The organism is Polaromonas sp. AET17H-212 (genome assembly GCF_002379085.1).
Taxonomy (GTDB): Bacteria; Pseudomonadota; Gammaproteobacteria; order Burkholderiales; family Burkholderiaceae_C; genus Polaromonas.
Window position 1 is genome coordinate 20,652 of record NZ_NBZW01000037.1, and the last position, 12,058, is coordinate 32,709.

A 12,058-nucleotide genomic window follows, 5' to 3' on the forward strand; every position below is an offset into this window, starting at 1 on the left:
AACCGGCTTCGCCGGGCCGCAGGCGCAGCGTCTCGCGAGCCGCGGCCTGCAAGGCCGCGGGAGCTACACGAAGTGAGCGACCGTGGGGGCTCATCAAGATCCGAGAAACTCGCCGAGCGGCTTGAGGTCATCGACCCGGTCGCAGACCGACTTGACCATCATCATGATGGGAATGCCCAGCAACAGGCCCCACACGCCCCAGAGCCAGCCCCAGGCCAGCAGGCCGACAAAAACCGCCACCGGGCTCAGGCGGCTGGCGCGGCTGGTGAGCCAGGGCGTGATCAGGTTGCCGACGATGGTGTGGATGAACAGCGAGGCGCCACCGACCACCAGCGCCATGTTCAGCGTGCCGAACTGCAGGAAACCGACCAGCGCCGTGGCGGCCGCGGTGATCAGCGAGCCCACATAAGGCACGAAATTGAGCACGAAGGCGGCAATGCCCCAGACCGCCGCGTTCTCCAGCCCGATGGCCAGCAAGGCCAGCCAGGTCAGCACCCCGACCAGCGCGCTGGTGAGCAGTTGCACCTGCAGGTAGCGCTGGATCTGGCCGGTGATTTCATGCAGGGCCTGCAGTGTCACTTTTTTCTTGCTCAGGCTGGGGCCGGCCAGCTTGAGCAGCTTGCGCCGGAAGCTGTCGCCCGAGAGCAGCAGGAAGTAGGTCAGGAAAATGACCGCGACGACCTGTCCGATCAGCGCAACCAGGCCAATCGTGCCGGTCCAGAGATAGTCCTTGACGTTGAAACTGGCCCGCTCGACCACCACCCGCATGGCGCCGCGGGTGTTGCCCGGCTTGGCGCCGTCCTGGGTGGCCTGCTCGATCTGCGACGCGGCTTTCTGCACGGTCTCCAGCGTGCTGTCCGACTGGCCGGTCTTGACCTTCATGGCGTTGCGGAATTTTTGTGCTGCCACGGGCAGCGACTCCACCAGTTGCACCGCGTTGTCCCTGAGGGACCAGGTGGTCGAACCGATGGCGCCGAAAATCGCCAGCAGCAGCACGGCAGAGCCAAGCCAGCGCGGCACGCGTTTGAGTTCCAGCCAGTTGACCACCGGCGAGAGCGCATAACTGAACAACACGCCGACCATCACCGGGATGAACACCGCCTTGGCCCAGTGCAACACGAACAGGATGGCCAGGCCGGCCAGCACCATCAGCGACATGTTGCGGATGTCCACCGGCATGTGCAGGAGCAGCCGCTCCGCTTCCGGGAAGGTCGTGACCACGGGCTCGGCAGGCGTCGCGGCGCCGGGCTCTGCCGGCAAGGTCTCGGGCACGTGTTCTTCAGTCATCTGTGTTCCTTGTCTGGCGCTCCACGGGGTGTCACTGGCAAAACCGTCCCGGGGCGAAGTCTCCATTCGTGTACCGTCCCCATTTCATCGCGGCCGGCGGCAGGCCGGTGCAGGACGCCGTCGCCACAACGGGTAGGCGGTTCCGGCCAGGCGGCGGGTTCAGGCAGCGATGGCCTCGCGCACCGCGCTGAGCTGGCGCCGCGACACCGCCAGCAACTCGTCGATGCCATTGAGCCGCACGGCCCAGCCCTCCCCCTCTTCGGGATCAAAGTGTTTTTCCAGCGCGCGCACCGCGCGTCGCGCCACCAGCGCATTGCGGTGAATGCGCATGAACTGCTGGGGGTACTTTTCCTCCAGTTCGTTGAGGCTGCCGTCGAGGATGTAGCTTTTGCCCGCCGTGCGCACCGTGATGTACTTGAGTTCGGCCTTGAGGTACAGCACCTCGGCCAGCGGCACGCGCTCGGTCCGGCCGCGGTCCTGGATGATCAGGAAATCACCATTCGAATCGGCCTCCAGCCCTTTTGCTGCCTGCACCAGTCGCTCCACTTTTTGTAGCGCCTGCTGCAGCCGCTCGAGCCGCACGGGCTTGGTCAGGTAGTCCACCGCCTCCAGATCGAAGGCCTGCACCGCGTGTTCGGAATGCGCGGTGACAAACACCACCGCCGGCGGCTGTGGCAGGCGGGCAATGGTCTGCGCCAGGGCGATGCCGTCGGCGCCGGGCATGCGGATGTCGAGCAGGACCACATCAAAGGTTTCGCGGCGCAGGGCGTCCATGGCCTGCGCCGCATGCGCGGCTTCGGCGGCCACGCAGGCGGGCGGCGCGGTGCAATCGCCCAGCAGCGTACGCAGGCGCGAACGCGCCAGCGCCTCGTCATCCACAATCAGCGCCCTCAACTTGCCGGTCATAGCGGAATCTCCAGCCTCACTTGAAACACACCGTCCTTGAACACGGTCTTGAATTGCGCCTGCACATCGTGCAGCAGCGCCAGGCGCTCGCGCACATTGGCCAGCGCCAGCCCGTGCCCCCGCTCACCGACGCCGGCCGGGGTGGAATTGGTCACCTTGAGCACCACCACCCCGCCGCGCCGCTCGGTCGTGATCTTGATCTGCGCGCCCTGGGCACTGGGCTCCACGCCATGGCGCACCGCATTTTCCACCAGCGGCTGCAGCAGCAACGGCGGCAATTTGGCCGGGTCCGCCTCGGGGTCCAGGCTCCACTGCACCTGCAGGCGCTCGCCAAAGCGGATCTGCTCGATGGCCATGTAACGCTGCGCCAGGGCGATTTCCTGTCCCAGCGAGACCGACTCGGTCTGGTCGGCCAGCGCATGGCGAAACAGCTCGCTGAGGTCCTCCAGCACGGTTTCGGCCTGGGCCGGTTCGGCGCGCACCAGGGCGATGGCGCTGTTGAGCGTGTTGAACAGGAAATGCGGCCGGATGCGCGACTGCAGCTCGGCCAGGCGCGCCGCCGTGGCCGCCGGTGTACGGGCCTTGGCGCGCCAGACCAGCCCGGCCACCAGCACCGCCGACAGCAGGGCACCGGCCGCGGCGCTGGCCCACCAGGGCGCCGGATCAAGCAGGTTCAGCAGCACCAGCAGGCCGCAGCCATACAGGCCTGCCAGCGCGCCCAGGGCCACGCCGGCCACCCACTGCTGCGTCGTGCCCAGCCGGGCCAGCCGTCCCTTGAGCACACAGGCGGCGATCAGCCAGGCCAGCGTGGCGGGCAACACGCCGCCGGTCAGCAGCGAAAAACGCAGCAGCCAGTCGACAAACAAGCCGGTGCCGAACATCGCGCCCACACCCACCACCGCCTCGACAAACAACACGGCGCGCAGCACCACGCCGACATTGCAGGCGTCAAACACATTGACACGGGCCGGCAGGGGCGCAGGCGCATCCCCGGGCTGGCTGTAGCCACCCAGCACGGTCGACTCGCCAAAGGACGAAAGGTCGGGCTTGAACTGCATGAAAAAGGCTCGCTTGCTCCGTGTCCGGTTCTGTGCGCGGGCTGGCCCGAGGGGCCCGGGCGCCCCGCTTGACGGGACTTTCCGGCACGCAGATAAAATCAGGCTCTAGTATTGCACCGGCGGCCCGCCTGAAACCGGCGTCAAACCCGTACTTACCCGAATAATGTTGTCGCCGCGACACGCCATCGCTGCCGCCAGACGGTCCTCCACAGAAAGCCTCCCGTGAGCCAACTCGACAAAAAATCCCAAGCCTGGTCCGCCCTGTTCTCCGAACCCATGAGCGACCTGGTCAAGCGTTACACCGCCAGCGTGTTTTTTGACAAGCGGCTGTGGCAGGCTGACATCACCGGCTCGCTGGCCCATGCCGAGATGCTGGCGGCACAGAAAATCCTGGGCGCTGCCGACCATGCGGCCATCCAGCAGGGCATGGCCCAGATCCGCGCTGAAATCGAAGCCGGCGCCTTTGAATGGAAGCTGGACCTGGAAGACGTGCACCTGAACATCGAGGCGCGCCTGACACAACTCGTCGGTGACGCGGGCAAACGCCTGCACACCGGCCGCTCGCGCAACGACCAGGTCGCCACCGACGTGCGCCTGTGGCTGCGCGGCGAGATCGACCTGATCGATGCGCTGCTGGCCGACCTGCAGAAGGCGCTCGTCGATATTGCCGAAAAGAACGTCGAGGTCATCCTGCCCGGCTTCACGCACCTGCAGGTGGCGCAGCCGGTCAGTTTTGGCCACCACATGCTGGCTTATGTCGAGATGTTTGCGCGCGATGCCGAGCGCCTGCAGGACGTGCGCAAACGCGTGAACCGCCTGCCGCTGGGCGCCGCCGCGCTGGCCGGCACCAGCTACCCGCTGGACCGCGAACGTGTCGCCAGAACCCTGGGCATGGTCGATGCGCAAGGCCAGCCGCAGGTCTGCCAGAACAGCCTGGACGCGGTCAGCGACCGCGACTTCGCGATTGAATTCACCGCCGCTGCCTCGCTGGCCATGGTGCACATCAGCCGCCTGAGCGAAGAGCTGATCCTGTGGATGAGCCAGAGCTTTGGCTTCATCGACATCGCCGACCGCTTTTGCACCGGCAGCTCCATCATGCCGCAGAAGAAAAACCCCGACGTGCCCGAACTCGCGCGCGGCAAGACCGGCCGGGTGGTCGGCCACCTGATGGGCCTGATCACGCTGATGAAAGGCCAGCCGCTGGCCTACAACAAGGACAACCAGGAAGACAAGGAGCCGCTGTTCGACACGGTGGACACGCTGAAAGACACGCTGCGCATCTTCGCCGAGATGGTCGGCGGCATCACCGTCAAACCGGAGGCCATGGAGCGCGCCGCGCTCAAGGGTTACGCCACCGCCACCGACCTGGCCGACTACATGGTCAAGAAGGGCCTGCCCTTCCGCGACGCGCATGAGGCCGTGGCCCACGCGGTGAAAGCCGCCATTTCACATGCGGTGGATTTGTCGGAGCTGCCGCTGGCGGTGCTGCAGCAGTTCAACCCGAAGATCGAAAAAGACGTGTACGACGTGCTGAGCCTGCGCGGCTCGCTGAATGCGCGCAACACGCTGGGCGGCACCGCGCCGGCGCAGGTGCGCATGCAGATTGCGCGGCACCGCGCACGGCTCACCCCGGGCTGAACCGGCCGGCCTTGCTGTGCGACTGAAAAGGCGGGTGATGCCCGCCTTTTTTTGCGTCTTTGTTCCGTGGGTCTGCGCTGTCAGGTGGCATGCAAATCGGCTACGCCTGACCTCCTGATGAGGAGGATGACAGTGCCACCGGCATTCCCCCCGGGCCATGCCTGCGCAAGCTGCGTGTCAATAATTTCAAAGCCGTAGGAGCAGAATTCACGCAGCAGCACAAGCACCGGCGCTACCATGGCGGCAGCTTCCCCAAAAAAATCTGTTGTCTGGAGACTCCATGCCCGTGATCACCACCATCGAAGACCTGCGCGTTCTGGCCGAAAAGCGCGTGCCCCGCATGTTCTACGACTATGCCGACTCCGGCTCGTGGACCGAAAGCACCTACCGCGCCAATGAAAGCGATTTCCAGACCATCAAGCTGCGCCAGCGCGTGGCCGTCAACATGGAAAACCGCAGCACGGCCACGCAGATGATTGGCCAGAACGTGGCCATGCCGGTGGCGATTGCGCCGACCGGGCTGACCGGCATGCAGCATGCCGACGGCGAGATCCTGGGTGCGCGTGCAGCGAAAAAGTTCGGCATTCCGTTCACGCTCTCGACCATGAGCATCTGCTCCATCGAGGACGTGTCGGCAGGCACCGGTGGTCACCCCTTCTGGTTCCAGCTCTACGTGATGAAAGACCGCGACTTCATCGAGCGCCTGATCGACCGCGCCAAGGCCGCCAACTGCTCGGCGCTGGTGCTCACGCTGGACCTGCAGATCCTCGGCCAGCGCCACAAGGACCTCAAGAACGGGCTGAGTGCGCCGCCCAAACCGACCCTGGCCACCATCCTGAACCTGATGACCAAGCCGCGCTGGGGCCTGGGCATGCTGGGCACCAAACGCCACGGCTTCGGCAACATCGTCGGCCATGTCAAGGGCGTGGAGAACATGGGCTCGCTGTCCGAGTGGACCGCCAAGCAGTTCGACCCGGGCCTGAACTGGGGCGACGTGGAATGGATCAAGAAGCGCTGGGGCGGCAAGCTGATCCTCAAGGGCATCCAGGACGTGGAAGACGCGAAACTCGCAGTCAACTCCGGCGCTGACGCGCTGATCGTGTCCAACCATGGCGGGCGCCAACTCGACGGCGCCGAGTCGTCGATTCGCGCCCTGCCGCACATCGTGGATGCGGTCGGCAGCCAGATCGAGGTCCACATGGACGGCGGCATCCGCAGCGGCCAGGACGTGCTCAAGGCGCGGGCGCTGGGCGCCAAGGGCACCTACATCGGCCGCTCCTTCCTGTACGGCCTGGGCGCCATGGGGGAAGAAGGCGTGACCAAGGCGCTGCAGATCATCCACCGCGAGCTGGATTTGACGATGGCGTTTTGCGGCCACACCAACATCGAGACGGTGGACAAGTCCATCCTGCTGCCGGGCACGTTCCCGACCTGAAACGAACAGCGTTTCACCCCCTGCCAGGGGGCACCGGGGAAGCGGCCAACCGCAGCCGGCGCATCGGCGCGGTCCGGTTGGGGAATGCCCCGATGACAATAGAAGGCCCAATCAACAAGCTTGCTTATCAATTTCCCACCGCCATTCCGACCTCCTCACGCCATGACTTCTTCCCAGGAACCCACCACCCACACGCCCCCGGTGCGCCGCTTCAAGGACCCGGACTATGTCGAGCTTGCGCCGACACTGGCCGCGCTGCGCGAGCGCATCGACACGCTCGACGAGCAGATCGTCGAACTGCTCGCGCAACGCGCGTTGTGTGTGCGTGACGCCACCCGTTTCAAGCGCGACGCCTTCCAGGTGGCCGCGCCGGCACGCCAGGCCGAGGTCTTCGCGCGCGTGCGGGCCCTTGCCGCACGCCATGAGGCCGATTTCCCCGGACTGCCCGATATCATGGAGTCCACCTACCGCACCCTCGTCGCCGGCTACATCGCCGGCGAGGGCACCTTTTTTCACGACACGGAACTGATCGCCCCATGAACACCCGCACCACCCTCCGTTTTCCGCTGACCCGCCTGCTGGCCCGCTGCACCGTGGCGGCCACGGTGGCACTTGCCACGGCAGGCGCCATGGCCCAGGCCGCTTCGACAAGCTCAGGACAGGCCTGGCCGAACAAGCCGGTACGCATCGTGGTGCCTTACGGCGCGGGCTCGTCACCGGATGTGATCGCGCGCATCGTGGCCGACAAACTGTCGCCGCGCCTGGGCCAGCCAGTGATCATCGACAACCGCGCCGGCGCCGGCGGCAACAACGGCACCGGCGCCGTGGCCAAAGCGGCGGGCGACGGCTACACCTTCGTCATCAGCACCAACGGCCCGCTGGTGTACAACACCGTGCTTTACAAGAAGCTGCCGTATGACCCGTTCACCGAGCTGCGCCCGGTGGTGCTGGCCGGCGGCCAGGCCAATGTGTGTGCGGTGCGCGCCGACTCGGGCATCACCACGCTCAAGGAGCTGGTCGATGCGATGAAGAAAAACCCCGGCAAGTTCAACTTTTCATCGACCGGGGTGGGCAGCCTGTCGCAGCTTGGCGTGGAGCTGCTCAAGGTCAAGACCGACACCTTCGCGGTCCACATTCCGTACGCCTCCTCGCCGCTGTCCATCCTGGCCATCCTGCAGGGCGACGTGCAGTTTGCCTGCGTGCCCGCGGTGGCGGTGATCCCCCAGGTCAAAGCCGGCAAGATGCGCGCCCTGGCCGTGTCCACCGCCAAACGCAGCCAGCTGATGCCCGACATCCCGACCATGAAGGAAGCCGGCCTGCCCGAGATCGAAAACCTCGCCTGGATGGCCGTGATGGCCCCGGCCAGCACGCCGACCGACATCGTGCGGCGCATGAACCAGGAAATCAACGCCGTGCTCGCCATGCCCGAGGTCAAGGAAAAACTCCACGCCCAGTACATGGAACCCATAGGCGGCTCCGAGCAGGACCTGCAGAAGTTCATGCAGCAGGAACTGCGCGTGATGACCCCCATCATCAAACGCACCGGCATCTCTGTCGAGTGATGGACGCGGGATCGGCCTGAGCGCCCGGTGTGGCGCAGGTCGATGTGGCGCTGGCGCAACCGAACAGCCAGGCTTCCAGTTCCGATGTCCGGTTTCAGGGCGTCCTGCCGCCTGTAGGCCTGCGCCAGCCCCGTGCCTGCGGCTGAACCGTGTTACCCATCGGCCCGAAGCCGGCCGCAAATTAACGCAGCGATCCTGCTCCAGACCTACCGCTGCCCAAAAGGCCGGGCCGGCACTGTTTGCAGGTAGGCGTACAGCGCCTGGGCATCCACGTCGTTGAGTTCACGCAGCGACTCAAAGGGCATCACGGTGACGGCCGTGCCGTCCGGCCGCTTGCCGCTGCGCAGCATGGCGACAAACTGGCCGGTATCCTTGTAACGCGCCATGGCACTGCCTTGACCCGGTGTGAGGTTGGCCGCCGCCGCCCAGTCGGGCGGGGTGCCGGGAATCTTGCCGCCGGAAAGCCCCGGCCCGTGGCAGCCGATGCACATGTTGGCCACATAGGCACCGTGCGCCACCGTCACGCCTTCGGCCACGGGCGTGGCCGGCGGCAGGGAATGGTCGATCTTTTGCGCCGCGTCTTCAATCGCGCCGAAGCCATACAGCAGCTTGACCGGCAGCGACAGCTCCAGCACGGCTGCGCCGCCCGGTTGCGGCGGCAGGCTGCGTACATAGGTCACCAGCGCACCGAGATCGGCGTCGGTGAAGCGGTTGTAATCTTCGCTGGGCATGATAAACAGCGGCCGGCCATCGGGCTTGACGCCGTGGCGCAGGGTACGCACCCAGTCTTCGGGGGTGTAGCGCGCCACCACCTTGCCCTCGCCCGGCGTGATGTTCGGGCCCGCCAGGCGCAGGCCGTGGCCGTCGTTGATAAACTCGCGGCCCGCGCCGTTGGCGCCATGGCAGTCCACACAACCGCGCGAACTGAACAGGTATTTGCCGCGCTCCAGGGACTGCGCGTCGGCCGGAAAAGCCACGGGCCGCACCTTCACCTGGACGAGGCGCTGCGCTTTTCGATCAGCCAGCGCCGTCCCCACCAGCGTGGCACCCGCCGCCAGCAGCACCAGGGCGACCCCTGCCCCCAGAACCCACTTGACCCATCGCTTCATGGTTTTCGCCTCTGGTTTGAGCCCTGTCCACACCCGTTCGGGACAAAGGCAAAATTCTAGAAAACAGGCGCCGTCTTGTCACGCCGGCGGCCGGGCAATAAGTCACAGCAACCGCTGTTGGCGAAGGCAACTATTTACATCCGCCGGGTTCGGGAAAAGCCAGACGACCGCCCTGGCTGGCAGGAACGGCGGGCAGCGCTGTTCAACGGTATGCTTGCCGGGTGAGTGTCCCTTCCCCTTCCAGCCCGCCCAGGATCCGCCGCATTGCGCACCTCGACATGGATGCTTTTTTTGCGTCCATCGAGCTGCTGCGTTACCCGCAGCTCAAGGGCCTGCCGGTGGTCATAGGCGGCGGCCGGCGCAAGGTGGACGAAGCGCTGATGGCCGCGCAGGGCGAACGCGCGCTGCGCTTCATCCCGGTCACCCAATTCCCGCTGCTCAGGGACTATGTGGGCCGCGGCGTCATCACCACCGCGACCTATGCCGCGCGCCAGTTCGGCGTGGGCTCGGCCATGGGCATGATGAAGGCCGCCAAGCTGTGTCCGCAGGCCATCGTGCTGCCGGTGGACTTTGACGAGGTGCGCAAGTACTCGCGGCTGTTCAAGAGCACCATCACCGACATCGCGCCGCTGATGGAAGACCGCGGCGTCGACGAGGTCTACATCGACTTCACCGACGTACCCGGCGGCCAGCGCGAGGGCGGGCGTGTGCTGGCGCGCCTGATCCAGAAAGAGATTTTCGAAAAAACCGGCCTGACCTGTTCGGTCGGCGTGGCGCCCAACAAGCTGCTCGCCAAGATGGCCAGCGAGTTCAACAAGCCCAAGGGCATCTCGGTTGTTTACGAAGCCGACCTGCAGGAAAAAATCTGGCCGCTCCATGTGCGCAAGATCAACGGCATCGGCCCCAAGGCCGGCGAAAAACTCGCGGCACTGGCCATCCACACCATCGGCGAGCTGGCCGCCCAGGAGCCGGCCTTCCTGATCCGGCACTTCGGCAAGGCCACCGGCGCCTGGATGCACGAAGCCGCCTGGGGCCGCGACGAACGGCCGGTGGTCACCGAAAGCGAGCCGGTGTCCATCAGCCGCGAAACCACGTTTGAACGCGACCTGCATGCGGTGCGCGACCGCGCAGAACTGGGCGCCATCTTCACCAGCCTCTGCGAGAAACTGGCCGACGACCTGCAGCGCAAGGGTTACGTGGCCAAAACCATAGGCATCAAGCTGCGCTACGACGATTTCAAAATTGCGACGCGCGACCAGACGGCCGACTTCTACACGGCCGACGGCCCGACCATCCGCAAAACGGCGGGTCTGTGCCTGAAACGGGTGCCGCTGGACAAACGGCTGCGCCTGCTGGGCGTGCGTGCCGCCACGCTGGTGAAAGCCGGCGACGCGCCGGTTTATGAACAAAATCGGGGACAAGCCCAATCAGGACGGTCGCAAGGAGCTACTGAATCAATAGCAACCGACCAGCTGTTCTAAGCCGGCTGCCGCTGCCGGCACGCCTCATTTCAAGGTCGCCAGCCAGGCAATCAGGTCGGCGCGCTCCTGCGCGTCGTCCACCTGAAAGCCCATGCGCTGGCCGGCCACCAGCTCTTCCGGGTCCTGCAGCCAGGTGTTGAGTGTCTGCGGCGTCCAGCGCAGGCGCGACTGCGCCAGTTCGTCCGAGTAGCGGTAGCCCTGGAGGCTGCCCACGCGGCGGCCCATCACGCCGCGGTGCGCCGGTCCCACCTGGTTGCCGTCCACCGCGTGGCAAGCCGTGCAACGTGCCTGGTACAGCGCCTGGCCACGCAGCACGTCGCCGGGCGGCGGTGTGCGCCATTCGCGCGGGCTCGCGCCGCCTTGCGCCAGCGCCGGCCCGGCCAGCAGCACGGTGACGGCCAGGCCCGCCAGGCAGGTCCGAAGCCGGCCCGGCCGCATCAACAAGCTTGCATGCATGAAGTTCATGCCGGAATTACGCAAGGGACGGCCGGACGGATTCGGCACCCCTTCAAACGAAACCCGGAAATAGTTGAATCCAGCGCGCCGGCAGTGCCGTATCTCCACTGCGTACAACTGATTACATCTTTTTTCAACCCCGCGGCCATGTGCCGCCCCAGGAGCTCTGACCATGACATTCGCCCCCTCCCTGCTGGCCGCCTGTGCGGCCGTCCTCTGCGCCGGCGCCAGCCTGAGCGCCCATGCCGACACCGGCAAGCTGCTGCTGACCGGCGGCGTCAGCAGCGTGGACGGCGCGGCCGGCGGCGGCCTGACCCCGTGGGCCGTGATTGGCAGCAATGCCACCGAGGGCGAAATCGGCGGCTCGGCCTTTGTCACCACGGCCGGCACCAAAGACTACGGCCTGAACATCGTCGGCGCGGCCATCGGCATCCACGACCGTTACGAACTGTCGGTCGCCCAGCAGGACTTCAACACCCGCAACACCGGCACCGCACTGGGCCTGCCCGGCCTGCACCTGAAACAGACCATCGTGGGCGCCAAGGTGCGCGTGCTCGGGGATGCCGTGCTCGACGCCGACACCCTGATGCCGCAAGTGGCGGTCGGTGTGCAGTACAAAACGCTGGGCTCGACCGGGCTGGACGGCACGCTCAGGGCGCTGGGCGCCAAGCGTGAAGGGGTGGACCTGTATGTGAGCGCCACCAAGCTGTTCCTGGGCCAGAGCCTGCTGGTCAACGGCACGCTGCGCGCCACCAAGGCCAACCAGAACGGGCTGCTCGGCTACGGCGCCACCCTGGGCGGCAAGGAGAACAGGTACAGCCTGCAGCCGGAATTCTCGGTGGCCTACCTGCTCACCAAAAACATCGCTGTAGGCGCCGAATACCGTTTCATGCGCAACAAGCTGGAGACCGCCGGACGCGCGGCCGGCCTGGGCAACGGCCTGCGCTCGGAAGACTGGAAAGACATCTTCATCGCCTGGGCGCCTAACAAAAACGTCTCCGTGACGCTGGCCTATGTGGACCTGGGCGTGATTGTTCCGGCCACCACCGCCAGCCGCAAGCAAACCGGCTACTACCTGTCGGCCCAGCTGGCTTTCTGAACCCACCCCACCCGCCCACCTGTTTAC

11 protein-coding genes are annotated in these 12,058 nt (G+C 66.0%); 6 read left to right on the forward strand and 5 right to left on the reverse strand.

Annotated features, from left to right (window positions below; all coding sequences use genetic code 11):
- Positions 1–93 precede the first annotated feature (93 nt).
- The 3 genes from B7G53_RS20210 to B7G53_RS20220 all read right to left on the reverse strand — a co-directional run bounded on the left by B7G53_RS20210 (position 94) and on the right by B7G53_RS20220 (position 3,251).
- The gene (locus B7G53_RS20210; RefSeq protein ID WP_096671083.1) at positions 94–1,287 is read right to left on the reverse strand and encodes an AI-2E family transporter; all 1,194 of its coding nucleotides are present in this window, start codon (positions 1,285–1,287) and stop codon (positions 94–96) included.
- Positions 1,288–1,446: 159 nt separating this feature from the next.
- Positions 1,447–2,193, reverse strand: a complete 747-nt coding sequence (locus tag B7G53_RS20215; protein ID WP_176491428.1) for a LytR/AlgR family response regulator transcription factor — start codon at positions 2,191–2,193, stop codon at positions 1,447–1,449.
- Positions 2,190–3,251 (reverse strand): sensor histidine kinase, encoded by a 1,062-nt coding sequence (locus B7G53_RS20220; protein ID WP_096671085.1) that lies wholly within the window; start codon positions 3,249–3,251, stop codon positions 2,190–2,192. The genes B7G53_RS20215 and B7G53_RS20220 overlap by 4 nt, the downstream gene beginning before the upstream one ends.
- A gap of 222 nt (positions 3,252–3,473) precedes the next feature.
- Here B7G53_RS20220 and argH point away from each other — a divergent pair, with 222 nt between their 5' ends.
- From argH to B7G53_RS20240, 4 genes are all read left to right on the forward strand, one after another.
- On the forward strand, positions 3,474–4,889 hold the full coding sequence (gene argH / locus B7G53_RS20225) for an argininosuccinate lyase (protein WP_096671087.1): 1,416 nt from the start codon (positions 3,474–3,476) through the stop codon (positions 4,887–4,889).
- Between the two features lie 280 nt (positions 4,890–5,169).
- Positions 5,170–6,324, forward strand: a complete 1,155-nt coding sequence (locus B7G53_RS20230) for an alpha-hydroxy acid oxidase (protein ID WP_096671089.1) — start codon at positions 5,170–5,172, stop codon at positions 6,322–6,324.
- Between the two features lie 162 nt (positions 6,325–6,486).
- Positions 6,487–6,864 carry a chorismate mutase gene (locus B7G53_RS20235; RefSeq protein WP_096671091.1) on the forward strand — a complete coding sequence of 126 codons (378 nt, stop codon included), beginning with the start codon at positions 6,487–6,489 and terminating at the stop codon, positions 6,862–6,864.
- The gene (locus B7G53_RS20240; RefSeq protein ID WP_255250105.1) at positions 6,861–7,886 is read left to right on the forward strand and encodes a Bug family tripartite tricarboxylate transporter substrate binding protein; all 1,026 of its coding nucleotides are present in this window, start codon (positions 6,861–6,863) and stop codon (positions 7,884–7,886) included. Before B7G53_RS20235 ends, B7G53_RS20240 begins: the two co-directional genes overlap by 4 nt.
- A gap of 206 nt (positions 7,887–8,092) precedes the next feature.
- Here the strand turns inward: B7G53_RS20240 and B7G53_RS20245 are convergent, their stop codons facing one another.
- Positions 8,093–8,995: a c-type cytochrome gene (locus tag B7G53_RS20245; protein ID WP_096671093.1), complete on the reverse strand. Its 903-nt coding sequence runs from the start codon at positions 8,993–8,995 to the stop codon at positions 8,093–8,095.
- 278 nt (positions 8,996–9,273) lie between these two features.
- On the opposite strand from B7G53_RS20245, the gene B7G53_RS20250 reads away from it, so the two are divergent.
- Positions 9,274–10,476: a Y-family DNA polymerase gene (locus B7G53_RS20250; RefSeq protein WP_176491429.1), complete on the forward strand. Its 1,203-nt coding sequence runs from the start codon at positions 9,274–9,276 to the stop codon at positions 10,474–10,476.
- A gap of 24 nt (positions 10,477–10,500) precedes the next feature.
- On the opposite strand, the gene B7G53_RS20255 is transcribed toward B7G53_RS20250, so the two are convergent.
- The gene (locus B7G53_RS20255) at positions 10,501–10,941 is read right to left on the reverse strand and encodes a c-type cytochrome (RefSeq protein WP_255250106.1); all 441 of its coding nucleotides are present in this window, start codon (positions 10,939–10,941) and stop codon (positions 10,501–10,503) included.
- A gap of 163 nt (positions 10,942–11,104) precedes the next feature.
- Here B7G53_RS20255 and B7G53_RS20260 point away from each other — a divergent pair, with 163 nt between their 5' ends.
- On the forward strand, positions 11,105–12,031 hold the full coding sequence (locus B7G53_RS20260; RefSeq protein ID WP_096671097.1) for a DUF3034 family protein: 927 nt from the start codon (positions 11,105–11,107) through the stop codon (positions 12,029–12,031).
- The last annotated feature ends 27 nt before the right edge of the window (positions 12,032–12,058 follow it).

Bases quoted from the DNA above. Each gene is read 5' to 3' on its own strand.
- B7G53_RS20220 (WP_096671085.1), bottom strand. From the start codon at position 3,251: ATGCAGTTCAAGCCCGACCTTTCGTCCTTTGGCGAGTCGACCGTGCTG.
- B7G53_RS20255 (WP_255250106.1), bottom strand. From the start codon at position 10,941: ATGAACTTCATGCATGCAAGCTTGTTGATGCGGCCGGGCCGGCTTCGG.
- B7G53_RS20230 (WP_096671089.1), top strand. From the start codon at position 5,170: ATGCCCGTGATCACCACCATCGAAGACCTGCGCGTTCTGGCCGAAAAG.
- B7G53_RS20210 (WP_096671083.1), bottom strand. From the start codon at position 1,287: ATGACTGAAGAACACGTGCCCGAGACCTTGCCGGCAGAGCCCGGCGCC.
- B7G53_RS20250 (WP_176491429.1), top strand. From the start codon at position 9,274: ATGGATGCTTTTTTTGCGTCCATCGAGCTGCTGCGTTACCCGCAGCTC.
- B7G53_RS20235 (WP_096671091.1), top strand. From the start codon at position 6,487: ATGACTTCTTCCCAGGAACCCACCACCCACACGCCCCCGGTGCGCCGC.
- B7G53_RS20260 (WP_096671097.1), top strand. From the start codon at position 11,105: ATGACATTCGCCCCCTCCCTGCTGGCCGCCTGTGCGGCCGTCCTCTGC.
- B7G53_RS20215 (WP_176491428.1), bottom strand. From the start codon at position 2,193: ATGACCGGCAAGTTGAGGGCGCTGATTGTGGATGACGAGGCGCTGGCG.
- B7G53_RS20245 (WP_096671093.1), bottom strand. From the start codon at position 8,995: ATGAAGCGATGGGTCAAGTGGGTTCTGGGGGCAGGGGTCGCCCTGGTG.
- B7G53_RS20240 (WP_255250105.1), top strand. From the start codon at position 6,861: ATGAACACCCGCACCACCCTCCGTTTTCCGCTGACCCGCCTGCTGGCC.